The organism is Streptomyces sp. NPDC001406 (genome assembly GCF_042895285.1).
Classification (GTDB): Bacteria; Actinomycetota; Actinomycetes; order Streptomycetales; family Streptomycetaceae; genus Streptomyces.
The window spans coordinates 102,381-125,841 of sequence record NZ_JBIAWG010000023.1 but is presented as its reverse complement, the minus strand read 5'-3'; the positions used below and the strand labels follow the sequence as shown (position 1 = coordinate 125,841).

Here is a 23,461-nt window from a genome sequence, read left to right as displayed (position 1 = left end):
CTGCCGCCCCCAGCCCCCCGCTTCGGCCTGAACGGTCTCGTCCTCAATCTCCCCCAAGCTCTACGAGCAGGGGGTACCCCCACGGCCGGCTATTCCACCCGGATTCCCAGCTCCGCCGCCAACACCGGTGCCAGATCCACCAGTTGGCCGGGGCTGATCACCGCCCCGGTCAATCGCCCCACCCCCCGGGCGATGTCCAGCGAAGCGACCCCGCGCAGGTCCACGTCCGTCAGTGTCACCCCGTTGAAGTCCACCCCCTTCAGCGCGCAGTCCACGAACTCGACCCGCTCCAGTCGTGCGTCCCCGAAGTCCGGCTCGACGAGGACGCAGCTCTCGAAGACGACGTCCTTGAGCTTCGCCCTGCGGAGGTTGAGATAGTCGATCTTGCCGCCGCGGATCAGCACGCGCTCCAGCACGGCACCGTGCAACTGCGTGCCGCCCAGCCGCGCGTCGACGAGTTCGACGTCACGCAGGGTCGACTCGGCGAGGTATGTGCCGACCCCCTTTATCCCGGTGAGGACCGTGTCGAGGATGCGCGCGTGGTGCAGTCGCGTCTCGTCGAAGGCGCAGCCTGTCAGCGCGCAGTCCATGAAGCGGGCGCCCCCGCCGTCCTGCCCGGCGAAGTCCGCCTCCCGGAACTCCACCCCGTCGTAGTCCCCGTCCGGCTCCAGCCCGCCCCCGGCATACGCCTCCAGCGGCGGCAGCCGCACCTCCGGCCGCCGCGCCGACCGCACCCCTGCCCCGCCCGTCGCTCTCCTCGCCATGCCCCCATGCTGCACCCCACCACTGACAATCGCCCCGACCTGCACAAACACCGGCGATGTCACATTTCGGCGGCGCCGGCGGTCATATCTGCGAAGAAGAGGCGACCCCGAGCAGAGGGAGACATCCGCCCATGCAACGAATCACCGTCGTCGGCGGCGGCCTCGCCGGACTCACCGCGGCGATCACCGCCGCCGAGGCGGGCGCCAAGGTCACCGTGTACGAAGCCCACCACACCCTCGGCGGGCGGGCGCGAACCGCCGAGGGCCCGTACCGCACGAACGAAGGGCCGCACGCCCTCTACAACGGCGGCCCGCACTGGGTCTGGCTCAAGCAGCGCGACCTCATAGGACCGGTCGCTCCGGTGCCGCCCCTGGAGGCGGCCCGGCTGCGGCTGCGCCATCACGGCGTCCTGCGCCGCACCCCGCCCTTCGCGATGCTCAAGCTGCTGCGGCGAAGCGCCCAACAGGCGCCCGTCGACGAGGACTTCATGAGCTGGGCGACACGGCAGGCGGGCGAGGAAGGGGCGCGCGCCGCCGCCAACTATTCGGCCGTCGCCCTCTTCCATCACGACCCGGGCGCCCTGTCCGCCGCCTTCGTGCAGCAACGTCTGCGCCGCGCCACCAAGTTGCCGCCGGAGGCGCACTATCCGCGTGGTGGCTGGGCCAACGTGATCGACCGGATGGCCGCACGGGCCTGGAACCTCGGGGTGCGGATGGAGACCCTGTCCCGGGTCGACACCCTGCCCACCGATACGCCCGTGGTCGTCGCCACCTCCCTGGAGGCGGCCCGGCGCCTGCTGAAGGACGACTCGCTGACCTGGACCGGTGGCCGTACCGCCCTCATCGACCTCGCCCTGCGCACCCGGCGCGGTGACGCCTTCGCCGTGTCCGATCTCGACGCACCCGGGTGGCTGGAGCGGTTCACCGCGCAGGACCGTTCACTCGCCCCGGCCGGTGAGCAGCTCGTGCAGGGGCAGGTCCCGATCGGTCCCGGCGAGTCCCGGGCCAACGGCATCGCCCGTGCCGAGCGGCTGCTCGACCTCGCCTTCGAGGGGTGGCGGGAGCGGGTCACCTGGCGGCGCGAGGCCCTCGCCAACGGCCGTACCGGTGCCGTCGACCTGCCCGGCACCAGCTGGCGCGACCGGCCCGCCATCGACCGCGGCGACGGCGTGTATCTCGCCGGTGACCAGGTCGCCGCCCCCGGTGTGCTGTCGGAGGTGTCCTTCAACAGCGCCCTGACCGCCGTGTCGCTGGCCCTCGGCCGGCACGCCCTTGACCTCAAACATGCTTGAGGTTGAAGGCTGGACCCCGGACGACGGACACAGTAAGCGACCGACACGTCGATGGGGTCCCCCTGCACGCCATCCGCCTGCACGCCTTCGGCCCGGCCGAGAACCACACCTACCAGCGGGTCGAGGACCCCGTGCCGGGCCCCGGCCAGGTCCGTGTCGCCGTCGCCGCGGCCGGTGTCCACCTCCTCGACACCGCCCTGCGGGACGGCGTGCAGGAGCCGGCACCCGCCCCGACACCGCTTCCCACGGTCCCGGGCCGCGAGGTCGCCGGTGTCGTCGAGTCCCTCGGCACGGGCACGCCCCAGCGATGGCTCGGCAGGCGGGTGGTCGCCCATCTCGGCTTCGCCCCGGGCGGCTACGCCGAACTTGCCGTCACCGACGCCGAGCGGCTGCACGAGATACCGGACGGCCTCGACTTCGCCCAGGCCGTCGCCATGATCGGCACGGGGCGTACGGCGCTGGGAATCGTGCGGTTCACCGAGCTGGGGCCGGACTCGGTGGCCGTCGTCCCGGCGGCGGCCGGCGGCATCGGCACGCTGCTCGTGCAGTACGCCAAGAACGCCGGTGCCACGGTGATCGGTCTCGCCGGCGGCCCGGAGAAGGTGGCGCGGGTGCGGAGGAACGGGGCCGACCTCGCCGTCGACCACCGGGACGCGGCATGGCCGGAGCGGGTCCGCGCGTATCTGGGCGGACGGTCCGCGACCGTCGTCTTCGACGGGGTCGGCGGCGATGTCGCCCGCGAGGCGGTCGCCCTGCTCGGGCCCGGCGGGCAGCACCTCGTCTTCGGCTGGTCCGCGCAGGGGATCTCCGCCGGGCGGGGACATGTCGTCGAGGGCGTCTCCGAGCAGGTCCTGGGCCCCGCGATGCTGCGGCGGGCGGGTGGCCCCAACCCCCTACGCACCCTCGAACTGCATGCGCTCGCCGAGGCGGCCGCCGCGCACCGGGCCCTGGAGGGGCGCGGCACGGTCGGGAAGGTGGATGGTCACGTCGAAGCCGCCCACGCACGAGGCTCCCGCGAACGCGCCCGTGCCCGAGTCAGCGCTCTGACCCGCCCAGTTCGGCCAGTGGCCCGTCGGTCAGCCGGTACACCGTCCACTCGTCCTGCGGGCGGGCGCCGAGCGCCTCGTAGAAGCCGATCGCGGGGCGGTTCCAGTCCAGGACCGACCACTCCAGGCGCTCGTAGCCGCGCTCCACACAGATCCGCGCCAGTTCGGCGAGCAGCGCCCGGCCGTGGCCGCCGCCGCGGGCCGAGGGGTGGACGTACAGGTCCTCCAAGTAGATGCCGTGGACCCCGCGCCAGGTGGAGAAGCTCAGGAACCACAGGGCGTATCCGACCGTCGTGCCGGTCGCCTCGTCCACCGCCACATGCGCGAAGACGGCGGGACGCTCGCCGAAGAGGGCGGAGCGCAACTGCTCCTCGGTCGCCCTCGCCTCCTGCGGGGCCTTCTCGTACTCGGCGAGTTCGCGGATCAGGGCGTGGATGACAGGTATGTCCGAAGGAATCGCGGTGCGGATCATGGTCAGTGCCGTCCCGCCACCCGGTCGGCGATCCTGGCCAGCCGTGACGACTCCGAGCCCGGGTGGAGGCGCTCCCGCTCGTCGGCGGTGCGGTAGGTGGCGTACATGCCCTGCACGCCGAGCCAGCGGAAGGGCTCGGGTTCCCACTTGCGCACCTTGTGGCCCACCCACGGCAGGTCCGTCAGCTCGGTGCGGCCGCCCTGGCCGGAGTCCTGCTGGACCAGGTCGCACAGGGTGCGCCCGGCGAGATTGGTGGTCGCGACGCCCGAGCCGACGTATCCGCCCGCCCAGCCGAGGCCGGTCGAGCGGTCCAGGGTGACCGTCGCGCACCAGTCGCGCGGCACCCCGAGCACCCCGGACCAGGCGTGCTCGATGCGGACACCGGCCAGGGCCGGGAAGAACCGGACGAGGATCTCCCGCAGCGCCTCGATCGTCGCCTCCTGCGTCCGCCCGTCGTTGTCCGTGCGCGAGCCGAAGCGGTACGGCACTCCGCGCCCGCCGAGCGCGATCCGGCCGTCGGCGGTGCGCTGGGCGTACATATAGGCGTGCGCCATGTCGCCCAGGGTCTCCCGGCCGTCCCAGCCGACGCTCTGCCACTGCTCGTCGGTGAGCGGCTCGGTGGCGATCATCGACGAGTTCATCGGCAGCCAGGTGCGCCGGTGGCCCTTCAGGTTCGCCGTGAAGCCCTCGGTGCAGCGCAGGACGTAGGGGGCGCGGACCGTGCCGTACGGGGTCACGGCGTGCATCGGGCGGATCTCGGTCACCGGGGTCGACTCGTGGATCGTGACGGCGAGTGCCTCCACGGCCGCCGCGAGCCCCTTGAGCAGCTTCACCGGGTGCAGCCGGGCGCCGTGCGGGGTCCAGGTGGAGCCCACGGCGTCGGCGACCCGGATCCGCTCGCGCGTCTCGCGGGCGCCGTACAGTTCACGGTCCTTCTCGCCGTACGACAGCTCGTGCTCGTGGAAGGCCTTCAGCCGCGCCAACTGCGCGGGCGTGGTCGCCACTTCCAGCACCCCGCCCTTGTGCAGGCCGGCGTCGATGCCCTCGGCAGCGGTGACCGCGACGACCTCGTCGACGGTGTCGTTCATCGCCTTCTGCAACCGCACGGCGGCCTCGTGGCCGTGCAGTTTCGCGTACCGGTCGCGGCCCGCGATGCCGTTGTAGAGCCAGCCTCCGTTGCGTCCGGAGGCGCCGTAGCCGCAGAACTTCTGCTCCAGGACGGTGACACGGAGGAAGGGGGCGGCCTTCTTGAGGTAGTACGCGGTCCACAGTCCCGTGTAGCCGCCGCCGACGATCACGACGTCGGCGGTCGCGTCACCGGGCAGCGGCTCCCGGACCTCCGGGAGGCCGTCGTCCGCGAACCAGAAGGAGATGCCACCGTTGACGACACTGCTTGCCGTGCTGCTCATGGCCGGACGTTAACCCCTGAGGGCGGCCAGTGTCTCCTTCGGATTCCATGCTTTTCCGCGACCCCTGACCAGCGGATAGCAGGCGAGACCGATCAGGACGGCGACGAAGTGTCCGAAGTCGGTGAAGGTGCGGTCGGTGTAGAGCGGGATTCCGTAGAAGACCAGGACGCCCAGCAGATACAGCTGCCGCCAGGGCACGGCGAGCCGGTAGGTGAGCAGCCCGACAACGCCGGCCAGCGCGTAACTCACCCCGATGTCGAGGGTGTTGACCGCCGAGTGCGGGGCGATCCCGTCCCGGACCGCCTTCAGCAGCGCGCCCTCGCTGATCAGCGTCGCGAACACATGCGCGGTCACGCACACCGCCAGCCAGCGGGCGGTGCCGATCCAGCGTTCGGCCTGGGCGTGGAAGACCGAGTACAGGATCGCGTACGGCACCCAGTGTCCGCCGTCGATCCACATGGCGCTGGTGATCAGCACCCGTACGGGGTTCTGCGACAGCTCGTGGATGTTGGTGGAGCGCTGCCGCAGGAAGTCCTGCTCGAAGGCCGGCGACATGTGGTGCAGGGCGACGGTGGAGATGAACAGGACCAGCAGCCAGACATAGGTGCCCGGGGCGCTGCGGACGTAGGCCGTCACCGCCCGGAACCCACGTCGAAATCCGATGACCCGGTTCACATCCGTCAGTATCGTCGGGAAAGTGATCGAGGTGCCCGGCGAGCTGGCGGCTTCACAGCGGAAATTCAACGGGGAGGCGGGGCGGGCGTTCATCGCGGACCTGCCCCGGCGGGCGGAGGAGTTCCTGAGGCTGTGGGAGCTGCGGCTCGACGGGCCCGCCATGCACGGGGTGTGTGCGCTGGTCCTTCCGGTGGTCCGTGCCGACCGGACTCAGGCCGCGCTGAAGCTCCAGCCGCTGGACGCCGAGAGCGAGGGCGAGCCGCTCGCGCTGCGGGTCTGGGGCGGCGACGGGGCCGTGCGGCTGCTGGAGCACGACGAACCCAGCTGCACGCTGTTGCTGGAACGGCTGGACGGGACGCGGGCGCTGACGGACCTGCCGGACACGCGTGAGGCCGTGCGCGTCATCGGCGAACTGCTGGCGCGGCTGACCGCCGCGGCGGCCCCGCCGGGGCTGCGCCGGCTCGGGGACATCGCGCGGACGATGCTGGAGCGGGTGCCGTGGGCGCTGGAGCGGGTGCCCGATCCGGCCGACCGGCGGCTCCTCGCGGACTGTGCGGCTGCCGTGCGGGAGGTCGTGGGCGAGCCCGGGGACCGGCTGCTGCACTGGGACCTGCACTACGACAACGTCCTGGCGGCCGAACGGGCGCACTGGGTGGCCATCGACCCCAAGCCGCTCGCGGGCGATCCGGGCTTCGAGCTGCTGCCGGCGATCGACAACCGCTACGAGCCGGGCGAGACCGTCCGGCGCTTCGACGCGCTGACCGACGCGCTGGCGCTGGACCGGGAGCGGGCGCGGGCGTGGACGCTGGGGCGGGTGCTGCAGAACTGCCTGTGGGAGATCGAGGACGGCCGCCCGCCGGAGGCGGTGCAGCTGGAGATCGGGCGGGCGCTGCGCGGGTGACACGCCGCCGGACGGACCATGCACCACGTTTATCAACTAATCGGCCATAGCGTACCGGATATGACGAAATGCCATATCGCATATCTGGCGTGCGCCGCCGCGCTCATCGGAACGGGGCTCGGCGCCACTCCGGCGACCGCCGCACCCAGGACCCTCCTGGTCCACCCGGGGGAATCGATCCAGCAGGCGGTGAACGCCGCTCGGTCGGGAGACACCGTCCTGGTGACTCCCGGCACGTACCACGAGAGCGTCACCGTGAGCACGTCCCGGCTGACCCTGCGCGGCATGGGCCCGAGCACGGTGATCGAGCCCGCCGCCAAGGCCTCCAACAGCTGTGCCAAGGGCGGCAACGGCATCTGCGTGACGGGCGCGGCGAACCGCGCCGTCGAGGGCGTCACCGTCTCCCACCTGACCGTGACCGGCTTCGCCAAGACCGGGGTGCTCGGCCGGGCGACCGACGCACTGACCGTGCGCAAGGTGTACGCGGTCGGGAACGGGGTCTGGGGCATCGCCCAGGAGCAGTCGGTGCGCGGTGTGTTCCGGAGCAACTACGTGCGCAACAACGGCGACGCGGGCCTGTTCCTGGCCAACACCATCTCGAAGGAACAGGGCGCCACGGACACCCGGGGCACGGTCGTCCAGCAGAACCGCATGGAGGGCAACCGGATCGGCCTGACCGTCCGGCGCCTGCGGAACCTGTCCGTCACGGGCAACTACGTCACCGGCAACTGCGCGGGCGTGTTCGTCGTCGGCGACGAGAACCTGCCGCGGGCCGGGGCGCTGACGGTGGCGGACAACGTGGTCGCCTCCAACAACAAGTCCTGCCCCAAGACCCCGCGGCTGCCCGCGCTCCAGGGCTCCGGCATCGTGCTGACCGGGGTCGAGAACACCAAGGTGAACCGGAACCTGGTCACGGGCAACTCCGGCCGGTCCCCGCTGTCGGGCGGCATCGTGCTGTTCAAGAGCTTCGTGGGCGTCACCAGCGAGCGGAACCGGATCAGCGAGAACACGCTGAAGGGCAACGCCCCGGCCGACCTGGTCAACCAGGAGACCAGCAAGGCCAACAACACCTTCCAGGGCAACTCCTGCGCGGCCTCCAAGCCCTCGGGGCTGTGCTGACCGCCGTACCCCCGCGTACATCCAAGGAAGGAAGGCGGCACATGACGACCGCTGAAACCGCCCCACCGCCGTCCATGCGGCTCAGAGAGCTCGTGTTCGGCGCGGCCTGTGCCGCCGCCGTCCGCGCGGCCGCCCGGCTCGGGGTCGCCGACGCCCTGGGGCTGGCCCCGATGGCCGTGGAGGACCTCGCGGCCGCGGTGAAGACCGAGCCGAAGCCGCTGCGCCGGCTGCTGCGGGCCCTGTCCTGCTACGGCGTCTTCGCCGAGCGGCCGGACGGCATGTTCGCGCACACCGAGATGTCCCGGCTGCTGCGCGAGGACGACCCGAACAGCCTGCGCTACATCTCGCTGTGGTGCACCGAGCCGTGGACCTGGGACGCCTGGCCCAAGCTGGACGAGGCGGTGCGCACCGGCGGCAACGTCGTCGAGGGCCTGTACGGCAAGGAGTTCTTCGCGTACCTCAACGAGGACGCCCCGGAGTCGGCCGACGTCTTCAACCGGGCGATGACCACGTCCAGCGAGCAGTCGGCGCGCGATGTCGCCGCCCTGCTGGACCTGTCGGGCAGCGACTCGGTCGCGGACATCGGCGGCGGCCAGGGGCACGTGGTGGCCTGTCTGCTGGACAAGTACCCCTCGATGCACGGCAGTCTGCTCGACCTGCCCCGCGTGGTGGAGAACGCCGTGCCGCGGCTGCGCAAGGGCGGTGACCTCGCCGACCGCGCCCGGATCGTGCCCGGCGACGTCCGCGAGGCGATCCCGGTCAAGGCCGACGTCTACATCATCAAGAACATCCTGGAGTGGGACGACGAGAGCACTGCGCGGACGCTGCGGGGCGTCATCGGGGCCGGCGGCCCCGGAACGCGCGTCGTGGTGATCGAGAACCTGGTCGACGACACCCCGTCGATGCGGTTCAGCACCGCGATGGACCTGCTGCTGCTCCTCAACGTCGGCGGGGCGAAGCACACCACCGACAGCATGGTGGGCCGGCTGACCGCGGCCGGCCTGGTCGTCGACGACATGCGTCCGGTCAACCCCTATCTGCACGCGTTCGACTGCCACGTACCGGGGTGAGGGCACACCCTGCAGACCACCGGTCGCCGGGCCCGCGACGCTGCGGGCCCGGCGACCGGTGGCCGTTTTGGGGGACCGGACGGCTCAGGGGCGCTCCCAGACGTAGAAGCGGCGGGCCATGGCGTCCTTCGGCGAGCGCCAGGTCTGCGGGTCGTACGCGCTGACGTACGCCGACAGCCGCTCGCTGATGTCCCGGAACTCGGGGTGCTCGGTCACCTTGGCGATGGCCGGGCCGGGCTCGCGCTCGGACTCGACGAGGTGCATGTACACATCGCCGAACTGGAAGAGGCTGCGCCGCACGACACCGACGAGGTGCGGCAGCTCTCCCCGGTCGGACTCCTCGAACACCTTGGCGATGTCGGGGGCCGAACCCGGGGCCATACGGGCGACGATGAGGGCCTGGTGCATCGGACTGTGTCCTCCGTCCGGCTCAGTCGGCCAGGGCCGGCGCGGGCCGGTGTCCGGCGGCGGCCTTCTCGATCTTGTCCCGGATCAGGGCCATCTGGACCTTGGAGTTCCGGTTGATGTTGTCGGTCATCCAGTCGTCGTCGACCGGGGCGTCCGGCTTCATCTCGAAGTCCTGCGTCCACACCATCCGGGTGCCCGCGGGCACCTCCTCGTACTGCCAGTGGATGTTCATGTACGCGAAGGGCCCTGTCTCGACCCGACGGGCCCTGACCGTGAGGGTGTCGCGGTCCGGCTCCCGCTCCGAGACCCAGCTCCACACGGTGCCGTTCTCGTCCGGGTGCATGGTCAGCCGGAAGGTCGTCCTGGCGCCCTCCCGGGAGATGACCTCGCATGCCGCGTACTCGCTGAACAGCTGCGGCCACCTGTCCAGGTCGTTGGTCATGTCCCAGACGAGGTCCAGGGGGGCGGCGATGGTGATCTCGTTCTGCGTGTGTCCGGCCATGTCAGGCTCCTGCCATGAGAGTGCTGTTGATGAGGTCGAGGAACTGCCGGGGGGTCTTGCAGCGCTCCGCGTCCGGCGGCATCGGCGTGCCGTGACGGTTCTCCAGTTCGCCGACGATGCCGAGCAGGCCGAGCGAGTCGATGCCGAGGACGTCGAAGCCCACGTCGCTCTGCTGCTCCAGGTCCTGCGGGGCGACGGTGACCCCGGCCGCCTTCTTCATGAGCCCGGCCAGTTCTTCCACGGTGATTTGGGCAGTCATGCGGTTCCTCTCCTTTGCTGCGAGGCAGTGCTGCGGCGCTCCCCGCGACGAGGCGCCCCGCTACGAGGCGTCGGCGGCGCCGTGCCGGAGCACCAGCGCCGAGTTGGACCCCATGAGTCCCCGGCTGAGGACCAGCGCCGTGCGCAGTTCGGCGGCGCGGGCGCGGCCGGTCACGAGGTCGAGGTCGTGACAGACGTCGAACACGTTGGGGGTGGGTGGGATCAGTCCGTGCTCCATCGCGAGCACGGCCGCAGCGGTGTCCAGCACGGGCGCGGCGCAGTAGCCCCGGCCGACGCCGGTCTTCGGCGCGGTGACCGGCACCCGTCTGCCGTGCCCGCCCAGGACGTCGGCGATGGCCAGCGCCTCGGCGCGGTCCGCCGCCGGCACCCCGAGGGCGTCGGCGAAGACGACGTCGATCTCCTCGGGGGCACAGCCGGCCTCGTCCAGGGCTCCCCGCACGGCCTGGGCGAGCCCCACCCGGGACTCGTCCCAGCGGGAGGCCCCGGTGAACGTCGCCGCATGTCCCGCGACGAGCGCCCGGACCCGGGCGCCCCGTTCGCGCGCCACGTCCGCCGCCTCCACGACGAGCATCGCGCCGCCCTCGGCGGGCACGAATCCGCAGGCCGCTGTGGTGAACGGACGGTAGGCCCGGCTCGGGTCGTCGACGGTGCTCAGCTCCTCGTAGCCGAGCTGGCAGACCATCGAGTACGGGGCCAGCGGCGCCTCGGTCGAACCGGCCACGATCGCGTCGGTGCCGCGCCGCACGGCCCGCGCCGCATGGGCGACGGCATCCAGACCGCCCGCCTCGTCGGCCGCCACGACCGAGCACGGGCCCTTGAAACCACGGCGGATGGAGATCTGACCGGTGCTGGCGGCGTAGAACCAGGCGATGGACTGGTACGGGCCGACGAACCGGCTTCCCTTTCCCCACAGTCGCTGCAGCTCCCGCTGGCCGAACTCGCCGCCGCCGGAGCCGGCCGCGGTGACCACGCCGATGGAGAACGGCGCGTCGGCGGTGTCGGCCGGCCCGAGCCGGGCGTCGTCCAGCGCCAGGTCGGCCGCGGTCATCGCGTAGTGCGTGAACCGGTCGGTCTGGACGAGATAGCGCTCCTCGACCGCCGCCGCCGGGTCGAAGGCGCGGACCTCGCCGGCCACCTTCAGCGGCAGCTGCTCACAGCCCTCGCGGGTGATCCGGTCGAGGACGCTGAGCCCTTCCTGGGTGGACTTCCAGAAGGTGTCGGTGCTGGTTCCGTTGGGCGCGACCACACCGATGCCGGTGATGGCCGCGCGCCGTTCATGGGGTGCGCTCATCGTGCCTTCTCCCTGGGACGGGTCAGGATCACCGCGGACTGGAACCCGCCGAACCCGCTGCCCACGGAGAGCACGCTGTCCAGCTTCCGTTCGCGGGCGACGCGCGGGACGTAGTCCAGGTCGCACTCGGGGTCGGGGGTCTCGTAGTTCGCGGTCGGCGGCACGACCTGCTTGGCCAGCGCCAGCACACAGGCCACGACCTCGATCGCGCCGATCGCCCCGAGGGAGTGCCCCACCATGGACTTGATGGAGCTCATGGGCGTGCCGTAGGCGTGCTCTCCGAGCGCCCGCTTCACGGCCGCCGTCTCGTGGCGGTCGTTCTGCCGGGTGCCCGAGCCGTGCGCGTTGACGTAGTCGATCGCGGAGCCGTCGAGCCGGGAGTGGTCGAGGGCGACCTCTATCGCCCGGGCCATCTCCAGGCCCTCACTGGTCAGGCCGGTCATGTGGTAGGCGTTGCCGTAGGTGGCGTAGCCGCTGAGCTCGCAGTACACGTGCGCGCCTCGGGCCCGCGCGTGTTCCAGCTCCTCCAGGACGAGCACCGCGCCGCCCTCGCCCATGACGAACCCGTCACGGTTGTTGTCGAAGGGCCGGGAAGCGTGTGCCGGGTCGTCGTTGTTCGGCGACGTGGCCTTGATCGCGTCGAAGCACGCCATGGTGATCGGTGAGATCGGCGAGTCCGACGCGCCCGCTATGCAGATGTCGGCCCGACCCTCCTCGACGGTGTGGAAGGCGTATCCGACCGCGTCCAGGCCCGAGGTGCAGCCCGTGGAGACGGTCTGCACCGGCCCCTGCGCGCCGAAGCGTTCCGCCACCGCGGAGGCCAGGGTGCTGGGCGAGAACGCCCGGTGCAGCTGGGGTTCCGCCTCCCGGTGGTCCACGTCCCAGCGCTGCCCTCGGTGGCTGACCAGGACGTAGTCGTGCTCCAGACGGGTGGTGCCGCCGACCGCGGTCCCCAGGGAGACCGCGACCCGCCAGGGGTTCTCCCCGGCGAGGTCGAGTCCGGAGTCCCGGACGGCCTCGTCCCCGGCCACCAGGGCGAACTGGATGTACCGGTCCGCCCGCTCGATCTGCTCGGCGTCCAGGCCGTGCGCCACGGGGTCGAAGTCGCACTCCGCGGCTATCTGCGAACGCAGGCCTGTCGGGTCGAAGAACGTGATGCCCCGCGTCGCGGTCCGGCCGTTGGCGAGCAAATCCCAGAACGCCGGTACGCCGATCCCGCCCGGAGCCACGATGCCTATGCCGGTGACCGCCACGCGCCGGGTCATGACCGGACCCGACCTCGGTCGGCCGTGCGGTCGGCGTCCGCCCCGGCTCCCTCCGTGACGACCGCGGCGGCACCGATGACCTCGGTCTCCTCCGTGTCGACATGACCCAGCTGCGGACGCGGCGCCAGCGGGCCCAGGTGGAAGACGATGCGCGCCTCCACATTGCCCACGTTGCGGAAGCGGTGCCGCATGTGGGCGGGGATCATCAGGCCCTGCTCCGGCTGCAGCGGCTGCGGCTCGCCGTCCAGGTCCACCTCCAGCCGCCCGCAGACGACGTACACGAACTCCTCGGAGTAGGGGTGGTAGTGCTCGGCGATGCGGTCGCCGGGCTGCACGATGGCCACTCCCATGAAACCGCTGGTCGATCCCACCGTGGTCGGGGTGAGCATGGCGCGCAGATCACCGCCGCGCCGGACATTGGGCTCGACCTCGCTGAGGTCCACGATTCTCGGACGGGATTTGATCACGACGTTCCTCCGATGGGTGTGCTGCGTCGGCATAGGGGCGGGGCCACCGGGTCAGGCGTCCGGCGAACGGCGGTCGGTGATGAGGTCCATACGGACCGCGGCGCCGTAGAGGAGCTTCTTGAGCTCGCCGGCCTGCGCGAACTCCGGCAGGGCGGGATCGGCACCGGCGGCGCCGCGCACATCGACCAGCCGCACCACGACGTCGTCACGCTGGAAGATCGTGCTGCGCAGGACCGGGCTCGCCGGGTCCTCCGCCGCCGCCTCGTCGTGCTGGGCGAGCAGCTCGGCCAGCCGCATGCCGTCGCCGGGCTTCGCCGGGTAGTACAGCGCGTGCCGCTCGCCGTCGTGCAGCTCGTCCGCCGTCACATGGTGGACGGCGGGCAGCGCCGCCCGGGTGAAGAAGACCCGCGCCGACTCCTGGTCGTTGAGGTCCCGCTCCTGCTCCAGATACGGGTTGATGGCCTCCTCCACGGCACGGATCTCGGGCTGCCGGGCCACGTGACGCAGCGCCGCGAGCAGGTCGCCGCGCACCTCGATGGCCCGGACGACCCGGTTGCCGTGCATGAACAGGGAGGTGCGGCACAGCCGCGTGCCGGCATCGACCCGGGCCTCGGGCGAGGCGTAGTTCGCGAGGATCTTCGCGACCTCCGGCTCGCTGCCCGGCTTGACCGTGAAGGTCAGCGCGTGGCGGATCACGCCGTCGCCGATCCGCGGCTGGGCCTGCAGCCGGCGCTGCGCCGCCCTGGTGCCCGCCGCCTCGCCGCCGGTCTCGCGGACGATGTGGAAGCGCAGCGACCGGGTGTCCCGGACGCAGCTGTGCAGCGGCTGCACCATCCGCACGTGTTCCTCGCTGTTCACCCAGGCGAGGAACGGCGGAGCACTTTCCCACTCACTCGTGATGAGCCATTGGGATGGATTCTCGATCGACTGGCAGAGTTGGTCGCTGACATGGCCGGGCACGGACGCAACCTGGTTGCACAGCTGCTCGTAGGCCTCCAGGAACTGCTGCTGGGCTCCGTCGTACACGTCGACCAGCAGGACGACCCGCAGCCGGGAGCCGTCGAACACGGACTGGGAGACTTTCGACACGTGCCGCGACAGCGTTTCTGAAACACGCTCAGACGTAGTGGTCATCCTGCGGACATCTCCTTCACGGGGCAGGGGCGGACGTCGGCCGCGGGTGACGCGACGTCAGCGTTCCTTGATCCTGTGCCGGTCCCCAGCAGTGCGCGACTCGTATGAACCACGTGGGTGATTGGGCGCGCCGAGGCGCTCCCACAAGGCCCGAGAGGGCATGGAAACTCACAGGCGCCTCATGCGCGCACCCCTGCCTCTGGAGGCTTCGATGCTTCGAAAAGCCGACCACCGGGTCCCCGTCCTCATCGTGGGCGGCTCTCTGGTGGGCCTGTCCATGTCCCTTTTCCTGGGCCGTCTCGGTGTGCGGCACATGCTGGTCGAGCGGCACTCGGGGACCTCCCATCACCCACGCGGACGCGGCAACAACGTCCGGACGATGGAGCTGTTCCGGGTCGCCGGCATCGAACCGGACATCCATACGGCGGCCTCACTGCTCTCTGACAACCACGGCATCCTGCAGGCCCCCACGCTGGTCGGCGACGCCGGGGAATGGCTGTTCAAACACATCGACCCCAGCGGCGGACTGGCGAGGTTCAGCCCCACGGGGTGGTGCCTGTGCAGCCAGAACGACCTGGAGCCCGTACTGCTGGACGGCGCCCGCAAACTCGGCGGCGACCTGCGCTACTCCCATGAGATGGAGACCTTCGAGCACGACGCCGAAGGGGTGACGGCGATCATCCGGGACCGCGGCACCGAGGAGCGCTGCACCGTCCACGCGGACTACCTCGTCGCCGCCGACGGCCCGCGCAGCCCCGTCCGCAACCGGCTCGGCATCCACCAGACCGGGCCGGGCGAGCTGTTCGCCAATGTCAGCGTCACCTTCCGGTCCAAGCTCCTTGCCGACGTGGTCGGCGACCGGCGTTTCATCTGCTGCTATCTCACCGACCCCGAGGCCGACGGCGCCCTGCTGCCCGTCGACAACAAGGAGCGCTGGGTCTTCCACGCGCCCTGGCACCCCGAGCGGGGCGAGACACTCGACGACTTCACCGAGGACCGGCTCGCCCGGCACATCCGCCGTGCGGTCGGCGTCCCCGACCTCGATGTGGAGCTCACCGGCAAGGCGTCCTGGCGGGCCGCCGAGCGCGTCGCCGACCGGTACCGGGAGGGCCGGGTGTTCCTCGCCGGGGACTCCGCCCACGAGATGTCCCCGACCGGCGCGTTCGGCTCCAACACCGGCATCCAGGACGCGCACAACCTCGCCTGGAAGCTCGCCGCCGTGCTGGAGGGCTGGGCGGGCCCGCACCTGCTGGAGACCTACGACACCGAGCGCCGCCCGGTGGCCGCCGCCACCAGCGCCCGCGCCTCGGCCCGCTCCGTGGAACACAGCCACCCCGGCTTCTCGCCGAGCCCCGGCGTGGGCAACAAGAAGGGCGGCATCCTGCCCGTCGTCCTCGGCTACCGCTACCCGAAGGGCGCCGTCATCGACGCCGACCCGGCGCAGTCGGTGGTGCCCGAGGGCATGGACCTCGCCGGGCAGCCCGGCAGCCGGGCCCCCCACATGTGGCTGCACCGCGGCGACGAGCGGATCTCCACGATCGACCTGTACGAGCGCTCACTGGTCCTGCTCACCGACGCACCGGACGACGCGGGCTGGCACGCCGCCGCCCGCCGCGTGGCCGACCGGGACGGCGTACGGCTCGACGCGTACCGGATCGGCCCGGGCCCCGACGCCGACCTGACCTACGACTCCGACACCGACGACTGGGCACAGGTCCACGGCACCACGGCCGACGGAGCGGTCCTGGTACGCCCGGACGGATTCGTGGCCTGGCGGGCACCGGGCGCCGTACCGGACCCGGAGGCGGCCCTGCGCAAGGTCCTCGCGACCCTCCTGCGCACGGGCTGACCCCGCCCCACGAACACCGAAGGCCACCCGCACGGAAATCCGCGGGTGGCCTTCGCCGTACGGAGCCCCCTGTCGGATTCGAACCGACGACCTTCGCTTTACAAGAGCGGCGCTCTGACCAGCTGAGCTAAGGAGGCCTGCACGCGCGCGTGGTGCGTACGTGCCCGTGCAGTGTACCCAGGTCCCCGGGGCGGCTCGGCGAAAATTTCCGCGAAGTTCACAGTCCTCCGGCTACTGACAGACCGGTGAACGCCAGGTACCGTCCTGACCCAGTGCACTCTTGTGGACTACACCAACCACCTTCCTACTCGGATCGTCCGGCACGTTCCTGCCGGTAGAAGGGGCCCATTCACCATGGCCACTGTCACGTTCGACAAGGCGACCCGGATCTACCCGGGTTCCACCAAGCCCGCCGTCGACGGTCTCGACATCTCGATCGAGGACGGCGAGTTCCTCGTCCTGGTCGGTCCGTCCGGCTGCGGCAAGTCCACCTCGCTCCGCATGCTCGCGGGGCTCGAGGACGTCAACGCCGGCGCCATCCGCATCGGCGACCGCGACGTCACCCACCTGCCGCCGAAGGACCGGGACATCGCCATGGTGTTCCAGAACTACGCGCTCTACCCGCACATGTCGGTGGCCGACAACATGGGCTTCGCGCTCAAGATCGCCGGCGTCAACAAGGCGGAGATCCGGCAGAAGGTCGAGGAGGCCGCGAAGATCCTCGACCTCACCGAGTACCTCGACCGCAAGCCGAAGGCCCTGTCCGGCGGTCAGCGCCAGCGTGTCGCCATGGGCCGCGCCATCGTGCGTGAGCCGCAGGTCTTCCTCATGGACGAGCCGCTGTCCAACCTGGACGCCAAGCTCCGTGTCTCCACCCGTACGCAGATCGCGTCGCTGCAGCGCCGTCTCGGCATCACCACCGTCTACGTCACCCACGACCAGGTCGAGGCCATGACGATGGGCGACCGCGTGGCGGTCCTCAAGGACGGTCTGCTCCAGCAGGTCGACTCGCCGCGCAACATGTACGACCGCCCGGCCAACCTCTTCGTCGCCGGCTTCATCGGCTCCCCCGCCATGAACCTGGTCGAGGTCCCGATCACCGACGGCGGCGTGAAGTTCGGCAACAGCGTCGTCCCGGTCAACCGCGAGGCCCTCAAGGCCGCCTCCGACAAGGGTGACCGCACCGTCACGGTCGGCGTCCGCCCCGAGCACTTCGACGTGGTCGAGCACAACGGCGGCGTCGCCTCCGCCCTGTCCAAGGACACCGAGGACGCCCCGGCGGGTCTCGCGGTCTCCGTGAACGTCGTCGAGGAGCTGGGCGCCGACGGCTACGTCTACGGCACCGCCGAGGTCGGCGGCCAGACGAAGGACCTGGTGGTCCGCGTCAACGGCCGTCAGGTCCCGGAGAAGGGCGCGCAGCTGCACGTCGTGCCGCGGCCGGGCGAGACCCACGTGTTCTCGACCTCCACGGGCGAGCGTCTGTCCGACTGACCTCGGACAATTCACCCAGGTTGACGATGAGGGCCCCGCAGACCGCTGCGGGGCCCTTTCCGTCGCCGCCGGATACCCCGGCAAGACAGTTCATTTCGATCGGCGTACGTCAACCCGTCACCCTTGAGGGGGCACGACTTCGTCCCTCGAAACGGTGACCAAATGTCGCCAAATCATCACTGGGCGCTACCCTCACACGCGTGAAGCACTCCACCACCCAACAGACGCGACGCGGCCACCGGGGTCCTGCCCGCCGGATCGGCCGCACCCTCGCCCTTGTCCTGCCCGTCGTCCTGGTGCTCTCCGGGACCCTCGCGGTCACCCGAGTCAACTGGACGGGGAGCCCCCGGAACTCGGTGCTCACCGCCTCGGACGTCTCCTCGGCGGAGGTGTCGTCCGCCCGGGCCGGAGCCGTCTCCCACGCCCCGCAGGACATGCTGCGCGACCAGCTGATGACCGAGCTGCAGGAGAAGAACCCGGGCGAGGTCCTCACCCACCTCCAGCAGGCGGTCAACGGCCACCCGTCGCTCGCGAAGCACTGCACCTCCATCGCCCGCGCCCTCGGCCGCGCCGCGGTCCGCATGTACGGCGCCTCGCGCGCCCAGGCGTACGCCCGCCCGGTCTGCGACACCTCCTTCGCCTCCGGCGTCCTGGCCGCGCACAGCTGACAGCCGCGGTCGGGAGCTCGGTAATGGCTGATTAAGGAACGGTTGCAGGCGAAAGTTACGAGCGGGGCGCCACGTACAGTTCGGTCATGACCCATCCGAACGCCGCGTCGCGCCCCACTCAAGCTGTCATCCTGGCCGGTGGCCAGGGCTCACGGCTGCGTCCCTACACCGACGACCGGCCCAAGCCGATGGTCGAGATCCCCGGCACCGGCACCCCGATCATCGGCCACCAGCTGTCCTGGCTCGCCGAGGAGGGCGTGACGGACGTGGTGGTCTCCTGCGGCCATCTCGCCGAGGTCCTGCAGAAGTGGCTGGACTCGGCCGACCTGTCGGTCAAGGTCACCACCGTCGTGGAGACGGAACCCCTCGGCCGCGGCGGCGGCCTGAAGTACGCGGCCGCCCATCTGCCCCGCCCGGACCGGCCCTGGTACGCCACCAACGGCGACATCTGGACCCGTTTCTCGCTGCGCGAGATGGCGGACTTCCACACCGAGCGCGACGCCGTCGCGACCCTTGCGCTGGCACGGCCGCGCATTCCCTGGGGCGCCGTGCAGACGGACGGCTTCGGGCACATCACGGACTTCATCGAGGCCCCGCCGTCGACCTTCGAGATCAACGCGGGCGTCTATGTGTTCTCGCCCGAGTTCGCCGGGCTGCTTCCCGAGCGGGGCGACCACGAGCGGACCACGTTCCCTCATCTGGCGCGCGAGCGGCGGCTGGCGGGCTTCCCGATCCCGCAGGGGGCGTACTGGCGGGCCATCGACACGGCGAAGGATCTGACGGAGGCGGCGAAGGAGCTGGCCGCTCTGGGGCGGTGACCGTTCGGTCGTATGCATCGTGAGGGCCCGTTCGTCCTGAGGGGCACGTTCGTCCTGAGGGGCGCGCTGTCGTGCCGTAAGCCGAAAAGGGCCCCGCACCTCGTGGTGCGGGGCCCTTTTCGGAGCCGCTCCTGCTGCTAGCCCAGCAGTCCGCCCACCAGGCCCGGCTGGCCCGAGGACGTGCTGCCGCCGCCGGTGCCCGTGCCGCCGGTCGAGCCGGTGCCGCCCGTCGTCGCGCCGCCGGAGGTGGGGCCCGAGGTGGTGCTGGGGGCCCGGCCGGCCGGGGAGGTGTGCTGCGGCGGGGCCTGGCCCACGGTGCCCTGGGTCTGGCTGGGGGCGCCACCGGTGGCGGCGCCGGACGAGTGGGCCGCGCCCGGGGTCGTCGCCGCGCTGGACGGCGAGGTGGACGCCGTGGCGCCACCGGACGGCGGGGTGGAGGCCGCCGGAGCCTTCTGGCGCTGCTCGGCGGGCCCGTCCGGGAGCGGGGAGCCCGGCAGGTTGTTGCGCGGGGCCTCGCCGGGACCCGGCACGACCACGCGGCTGGAGTCGCGGACGGCGCCGCCCAGCAGGGAGCCGACGAGCAGGGTGAGGCCGACGGTGACGGCCGTGATCAGGGCGCCGCGGCGCAGGACGTAGCGGCGCAGGTCCCAGATGTCCGAGCGCGGTCCGAGGGTGCGCCAGGCGCGGCCCGCGAGGCGGCCGTCGACGGAGTAGACGGGGGCGCCGGCGATGATCAGCGGGGACCAGGCGGCCAGGTAGATGATGTCGGGGGCGTCGTAGGCCGGGACGGTCTTCCAGCTGACGGTGACGATGAGCGCGGCGGACAGCAGCGCGCCGAAGACGGCGGCCACCCGCTGCCAGCAGCCCAGGATCGTGAGGACGCCCACGACGACCTGGAGGAAGGCGATGACGAGCCCCGAGCCGACCGGGTGCTGGAGCGCGAACTGCCGCAGCGGCTCGGCGACTTCCCAGGGGTGCAGGGTGTTGAGCCACTTCACCATGGAGCCGCGCTTGCCGCCGTCGAAGTAGACGGGGTCGCAGAGCTTGCCCATGCCGGCGTAGATGGAGATGAAGCCGAGGAAGATCCGGAGCGGGAGCAGGACCACGCCGAGGTTCAGCCGGCGGCCGGGGTAGTAGGCGTGCCGGGCCGGGTCCTCGGCGTGCCGCCTGGTCCGGGGGGCGGGGGGCTCCTCGGACGGCTCCCCGTAGTCCTCGAACTCGTCGTCGGCGTAGGGGTGTTCGTCGTACCCGGGTTCGTCGTAGCCGGGTTCGTCGTAGGCGCTGCCCACGGTCCGCATGGGGGGCAGCAGCCGGTTCTCGCCGGCGGCGGGCGCGCGCTGGGGGCCGACGACGGGGGTCTCGGCGGTGCGGTCGAAGTCGTCGTAACCGACGTCGCCGTAACCGCCCCCGAGACCGACGCGTGGGATGACCCGGGTGGCCCCGGCGTCGACGGACGGGTCGTCGGTGTAGCGGACGCTGCCGCCCCGCACGGCCTGGAGCAGCCGGTGGGCGCCGGTGTCGTCGGGGGCGGACCTGCCGCTCCAGACGACGGGGCGGCGCCGGCGCGGGGCCTGGGCCGCTGTGCCCGCCGTGCCGACGACCGGGATGCGGGCGGTGTGCTCGGTGGCGCTCAAGTGCCGTGCGACCCGCGGGGATTGGGTACGCCGCGTCGATACGCCCAGTTGCACGCGGAAGCTCGCGTGATTGACGATGACCTGCGCCGGATCGCTCGGCACCTTCACCATGCTCAGCGCGGGACCGTCGTCGAATCCCGACGAGCGGTCCCCCGTGGGTGTGCGGGGTGTTCTGGTGTCCACACTCATCTAACCGAGTGACGTGGTGTTAGGACACTGCTTTGACCGGTCGGATCTGTCCGGACCGCGTCAAGGTTGTCCTGGACGCCGGATTTAGCCCGTACGGATGAACTTGCGGACGCGCGTTCAAGCGCGCCCGCAGTCGTCGTCGGCTGCTCGCCGACCCGTCGTCGGCTCTTCGCCGACCCGTCGTCAGCTCCGGCGCCGAGCGGCCTCGTACAGCACGATCCCCGCCGCCACACCGGCGTTGAGCGACTCCGCGCCACCCGGCATCGGGATCCGCACCCGGAAGTCGCAGGTCTCGCCGACCAGTCGGGACAGGCCCTTGCCCTCGCTGCCGACGACGATGACGACCGGGCCCTCCAGGGCCTCCAGGTCACCGAGTTCGGCCTCTCCGTCGGCGGCGAGGCCGACGACCACGATCCCGGCCTTCTTGTACGACTCCAGAGCGCGCCTCAGATTGGTGGCGCGGGCGACGGGCGTACGGGCCGCCGTACCGGCGGAGGTCTTCCAGGCACCGGCGGTCATGCCGGCCGCGCGCCGCTCGGGCACGACGACGCCGTGACCGCCGAAGGCGGAGACGGAGCGGACGACGGCGCCGAGGTTGCGCGGGTCGGTCACCCCGTCGAGGGCGACGATCAGCGGGTCCTCGCCCTCGTCGTAGGCGGCGTCGGCGAGGTCCTCGGGGTGTGCGTACTCGTACGGCGGGACCTGGAGGACCAGGCCCTGATGGTTGAGCCCGTTGGTCATACGGTCGAGCTCGGGGCGCGGGGCCTCCATGAGGTTGATGCCCCCGCGCTCGGCGGCAAGCTGCAGGGCCTCGCGGACGCGCTCGTCGTTGTCGATGAACTGCTGGACGTAGAGGGTGCTCGCGGGCACTCCCTCGCGCAGCGCCTCGACGACGGGGTTGCGGCCGACGACCAGCTCGGAGGACGACTTGCCGCCCCGGCGCTGCTGCGGACGCCCCTGGGCGCGGCGCACCTTCGCGTTCGCGGCGCGCTGCTTGGCGTGTCCCTTGCGCATCTCGGCGGGCGGGGTGGGGCCCTTGCCCTCCAGGCCCCGGCGCCGCTGGCCGCCACTGCCGACCTGCGCGCCCTTCTTGCCGGACATGCGGCGGTTGTTCGCGGCCATGACCTACCTGTTCTCTACGGAAGCGTGCGTACGTGTATATGCAGTGTGCCGCCCGGACACCCGGGCGGCACAATCGATCATCGGACCGTGAGTGGCCTCAGCGCGGGCCGAGGCTCCAGCGCGGCCCCTGCGGGCTGTCCTCGATGACCAGACCGGACTGGTTGAGCTGGTCGCGGATGGCGTCCGCGGTGGCCCAGTCCTTGCGGGAGCGGGCCGCCTCGCGCTGGTCGAGGACCAGTCGTACGAGGCTGTCGACCACGCCGTGCAGGTCTTCCTTGCGGTCGGCGCCGCCGCCGGCCCACTGCGGGTCGAGCGGGTCGAGGCCCAGGACGCCGAGCATGGCGCGCACCTCGGCGAGGCGGGCGACGGCGGCTTCCTTGTCGTCGGCGGCGAGTGCGGAGTTGCCCTGCCGGACGGTGGTGTGCACGACGGCCAGTGCCTGCGGGACACCGAGGTCGTCGTCCATCGCCTCGGCGAACGCGGGCGGCACCTCGGCGGACGGTTCGACGACGCCCCCGGCCAGCTCGACGACGCGCTGCACGAAGCCCTCGATCCGCGCGAACGCGGACTCGGCCTCGCGCAGGGCCTCCTCGCTGTACTCGATCATCGAGCGGTAGTGCGGGGTGCCGAGGTAGTAGCGCAGCACGATGGGACGCCACTGCTTGACCATCTCGGAGACCAGGACGCTGTTGCCCAGCGACTTGGACATCTTGTCGCCGGCCATGGTGACCCAGGCGTTGTGCACCCAGTACCGGGCGAAGTCGTCGCCGTAGGCCTTGGCCTGGGCGATCTCGTTCTCGTGGTGCGGGAAGATCAGGTCGAGGCCGCCGCCGTGGATGTCGAAGGCGCTGCCCAGGTACTTGTGCGCCATGGCCGAGCACTCCAGGTGCCAGCCGGGGCGCCCGTCTCCCCACGGGGTCGGCCAGGTCGGCTCGCCGGGCTTGGCGGACTTCCACATGGCGAAGTCGCGCGGGTCCCGCTTGCCGGTCTCGCCCTCGCCGGAGGGCTGGAGCAGGTTGTCGAGCTCCTGCCGGGACAGCTCCAGGTACCGCGGGAAGGAGCGCACGTCGAAGTAGACGTTGCCGTCCGCCGCGTAGGCGTGGCCGCGCTCGATCAGGCCCTGCATCATCTCGATCATCTCGGTGATGTGGCCGGTGGCGCGGGGCTCGTACGTCGGCGGCAGGCAGCCGAGTGCCGTGTAGCCGTCGTCGAACGCGCGCTCGTTCTCGTACCCGATGGACCACCAGGGCCGGTTCTGCTCGTGGGCCTTGGCGATGATCTTGTCGTCGATGTCGGTGACGTTCCTGATGAACGTCACCTCGTAGCCCCGGTGGGCGAACCACCGGCGCATGATGTCGAAGTTGAGGCCCGAGCGGATGTGCCCGATGTGCGGCGCCGACTGCACGGTGGCACCACACAGGTAGATCGAGACACAACCCGGCGTGAGCGGGGTGAAGTCACGGATCTGCCGGGCGTTGGTGTCGTACAGCCGAATAGTCACCACTCCAGGGTAGTGGGCGCCGGGGAGTGCCTTGCGACCTACCGCCGAAGGGCCACGATTTCGTGACGTTGCCTCCGGCGGCTCGGCGGTCATTT

The 23,461-nt window shown here is 71.4% G+C and carries 22 protein-coding genes, 1 tRNA gene and 1 pseudogene; 9 read left to right on the top strand and 15 right to left on the bottom strand.

Translation table 11 applies throughout. The features are described 5' to 3' along the window. Positions 1 to 89: 89 nt before the first annotated feature. Positions 90 to 764 carry a pentapeptide repeat-containing protein gene (locus ACFY1J_RS40655; RefSeq protein ID WP_390712051.1) on the bottom strand — a complete coding sequence of 225 codons (675 nt, stop codon included), beginning with the start codon at positions 762 to 764 and terminating at the stop codon, positions 90 to 92. 131 nt (positions 765 to 895) lie between these two features. Between ACFY1J_RS40655 and ACFY1J_RS40650 the strand changes: the two genes are divergently transcribed. Beyond that, on the top strand, positions 896 to 2,056 hold the full coding sequence (locus ACFY1J_RS40650; RefSeq protein WP_390732984.1) for an FAD-dependent oxidoreductase: 1,161 nt from the start codon (positions 896 to 898) through the stop codon (positions 2,054 to 2,056). A 62-nt stretch (positions 2,057 to 2,118) separates the two neighbouring features. After that, a pseudogene (locus ACFY1J_RS40645) lies at positions 2,119 to 3,033 on the top strand (zinc-binding dehydrogenase); the annotation flags it as partial. Between the two features lie 58 nt (positions 3,034 to 3,091). On the opposite strand, the gene ACFY1J_RS40640 reads toward ACFY1J_RS40645, so the two are convergent. The 3 genes from ACFY1J_RS40640 to ACFY1J_RS40630 are packed head-to-tail and all read right to left on the bottom strand — an operon-like array spanning position 3,092 to position 5,619. Then, positions 3,092 to 3,574, bottom strand: a complete 483-nt coding sequence (locus tag ACFY1J_RS40640) for a GNAT family N-acetyltransferase (protein ID WP_390712053.1) — start codon at positions 3,572 to 3,574, stop codon at positions 3,092 to 3,094. 2 nt (positions 3,575 to 3,576) lie between these two features. Further along, positions 3,577 to 4,983, bottom strand: coding sequence for an NAD(P)/FAD-dependent oxidoreductase (locus ACFY1J_RS40635; protein ID WP_390732983.1), 1,407 nt, complete (start codon positions 4,981 to 4,983; stop codon positions 3,577 to 3,579). A 9-nt stretch (positions 4,984 to 4,992) separates the two neighbouring features. Further along, entirely contained in the window at positions 4,993 to 5,619 is a 627-nt protein-coding gene (locus ACFY1J_RS40630) for a rhomboid-like protein (RefSeq protein WP_390712055.1), read from the bottom strand. A gap of 25 nt (positions 5,620 to 5,644) precedes the next feature. Between ACFY1J_RS40630 and ACFY1J_RS40625 the strand changes: the two genes are divergently transcribed. The 3 genes from ACFY1J_RS40625 to ACFY1J_RS40615 are packed head-to-tail and all read left to right on the top strand — an operon-like array spanning position 5,645 to position 8,748. Beyond that, positions 5,645 to 6,559 carry an aminoglycoside phosphotransferase family protein gene (locus ACFY1J_RS40625; RefSeq protein ID WP_390712056.1) on the top strand — a complete coding sequence of 305 codons (915 nt, stop codon included), beginning with the start codon at positions 5,645 to 5,647 and terminating at the stop codon, positions 6,557 to 6,559. Positions 6,560 to 6,619: 60 nt separating this feature from the next. After that, positions 6,620 to 7,678 carry a nitrous oxide reductase family maturation protein NosD gene (locus ACFY1J_RS40620; RefSeq protein WP_390712057.1) on the top strand — a complete coding sequence of 353 codons (1,059 nt, stop codon included), beginning with the start codon at positions 6,620 to 6,622 and terminating at the stop codon, positions 7,676 to 7,678. A 41-nt stretch (positions 7,679 to 7,719) separates the two neighbouring features. Next, complete coding sequence (locus ACFY1J_RS40615) at positions 7,720 to 8,748, top strand: methyltransferase (protein WP_390732982.1); 1,029 nt, start codon at positions 7,720 to 7,722, stop codon at positions 8,746 to 8,748. Between the two features lie 84 nt (positions 8,749 to 8,832). On the opposite strand, the gene ACFY1J_RS40610 is transcribed toward ACFY1J_RS40615, so the two are convergent. From ACFY1J_RS40610 to ACFY1J_RS40580, 7 genes are read right to left on the bottom strand one after another with little or no spacing between them, the layout of a single operon-like run. After that, positions 8,833 to 9,156: a TcmI family type II polyketide cyclase gene (locus tag ACFY1J_RS40610; protein WP_263210182.1), complete on the bottom strand. Its 324-nt coding sequence runs from the start codon at positions 9,154 to 9,156 to the stop codon at positions 8,833 to 8,835. 22 nt (positions 9,157 to 9,178) lie between these two features. Further along, entirely contained in the window at positions 9,179 to 9,658 is a 480-nt protein-coding gene (locus ACFY1J_RS40605; RefSeq protein ID WP_390712059.1) for an SRPBCC family protein, read from the bottom strand. Position 9,659: 1 nt separating this feature from the next. Continuing rightward, on the bottom strand, positions 9,660 to 9,917 hold the full coding sequence (locus ACFY1J_RS40600; protein ID WP_263210185.1) for an acyl carrier protein: 258 nt from the start codon (positions 9,915 to 9,917) through the stop codon (positions 9,660 to 9,662). A 60-nt stretch (positions 9,918 to 9,977) separates the two neighbouring features. Further along, positions 9,978 to 11,228: a ketosynthase chain-length factor gene (locus ACFY1J_RS40595; protein WP_390712061.1), complete on the bottom strand. Its 1,251-nt coding sequence runs from the start codon at positions 11,226 to 11,228 to the stop codon at positions 9,978 to 9,980. Continuing rightward, entirely contained in the window at positions 11,225 to 12,493 is a 1,269-nt protein-coding gene (locus ACFY1J_RS40590) for a beta-ketoacyl-[acyl-carrier-protein] synthase family protein (RefSeq protein ID WP_363300689.1), read from the bottom strand. Before ACFY1J_RS40590 ends, ACFY1J_RS40595 begins: the two co-directional genes overlap by 4 nt. Continuing rightward, entirely contained in the window at positions 12,490 to 12,960 is a 471-nt protein-coding gene (locus ACFY1J_RS40585) for a cupin domain-containing protein (RefSeq protein WP_390732981.1), read from the bottom strand. Before ACFY1J_RS40585 ends, ACFY1J_RS40590 begins: the two co-directional genes overlap by 4 nt. Positions 12,961 to 13,011: 51 nt before the next feature. Further along, positions 13,012 to 14,094 (bottom strand): SchA/CurD-like domain-containing protein, encoded by a 1,083-nt coding sequence (locus ACFY1J_RS40580; protein ID WP_390712063.1) that lies wholly within the window; start codon positions 14,092 to 14,094, stop codon positions 13,012 to 13,014. Positions 14,095 to 14,305: 211 nt separating this feature from the next. Between ACFY1J_RS40580 and ACFY1J_RS40575 the strand changes: the two genes are divergently transcribed. Beyond that, a complete protein-coding gene (locus tag ACFY1J_RS40575; protein WP_390712064.1) occupies positions 14,306 to 15,943 on the top strand; it encodes an FAD-dependent oxidoreductase in 1,638 nt (545 codons plus the stop codon). 63 nt (positions 15,944 to 16,006) lie between these two features. On the opposite strand, the gene ACFY1J_RS40570 is transcribed toward ACFY1J_RS40575, so the two are convergent. Continuing rightward, positions 16,007 to 16,080: transfer RNA gene (locus ACFY1J_RS40570), tRNA-Thr, on the bottom strand. Positions 16,081 to 16,297: 217 nt separating this feature from the next. On the opposite strand from ACFY1J_RS40570, the gene ACFY1J_RS40565 reads away from it, so the two are divergent. The 3 genes from ACFY1J_RS40565 (at position 16,298) to ACFY1J_RS40555 (ending at position 18,920) form a co-directional block, all read left to right on the top strand. Beyond that, positions 16,298 to 17,434, top strand: a complete 1,137-nt coding sequence (locus tag ACFY1J_RS40565) for an ABC transporter ATP-binding protein (RefSeq protein WP_390712065.1) — start codon at positions 16,298 to 16,300, stop codon at positions 17,432 to 17,434. Positions 17,435 to 17,634: 200 nt separating this feature from the next. Next, complete coding sequence (locus ACFY1J_RS40560) at positions 17,635 to 18,102, top strand: hypothetical protein (RefSeq protein ID WP_390712066.1); 468 nt, start codon at positions 17,635 to 17,637, stop codon at positions 18,100 to 18,102. Between the two features lie 86 nt (positions 18,103 to 18,188). Beyond that, a complete protein-coding gene (locus tag ACFY1J_RS40555; protein ID WP_390712067.1) occupies positions 18,189 to 18,920 on the top strand; it encodes an NDP-sugar synthase in 732 nt (243 codons plus the stop codon). A gap of 137 nt (positions 18,921 to 19,057) precedes the next feature. Here the strand turns inward: ACFY1J_RS40555 and ACFY1J_RS40550 are convergent, their stop codons facing one another. From ACFY1J_RS40550 to cysS, 3 genes are all read right to left on the bottom strand, one after another. Beyond that, complete coding sequence (locus ACFY1J_RS40550) at positions 19,058 to 20,743, bottom strand: DoxX family membrane protein (protein WP_390712068.1); 1,686 nt, start codon at positions 20,741 to 20,743, stop codon at positions 19,058 to 19,060. Positions 20,744 to 20,926: 183 nt separating this feature from the next. Next, positions 20,927 to 21,865 carry a 23S rRNA (guanosine(2251)-2'-O)-methyltransferase RlmB gene (rlmB, locus tag ACFY1J_RS40545; protein ID WP_390712069.1) on the bottom strand — a complete coding sequence of 313 codons (939 nt, stop codon included), beginning with the start codon at positions 21,863 to 21,865 and terminating at the stop codon, positions 20,927 to 20,929. 97 nt (positions 21,866 to 21,962) lie between these two features. Then, positions 21,963 to 23,366 (bottom strand): cysteine--tRNA ligase, encoded by a 1,404-nt coding sequence (cysS, locus tag ACFY1J_RS40540; protein ID WP_390712070.1) that lies wholly within the window; start codon positions 23,364 to 23,366, stop codon positions 21,963 to 21,965. Between the last annotated feature and the right edge of the window lie 95 nt (positions 23,367 to 23,461).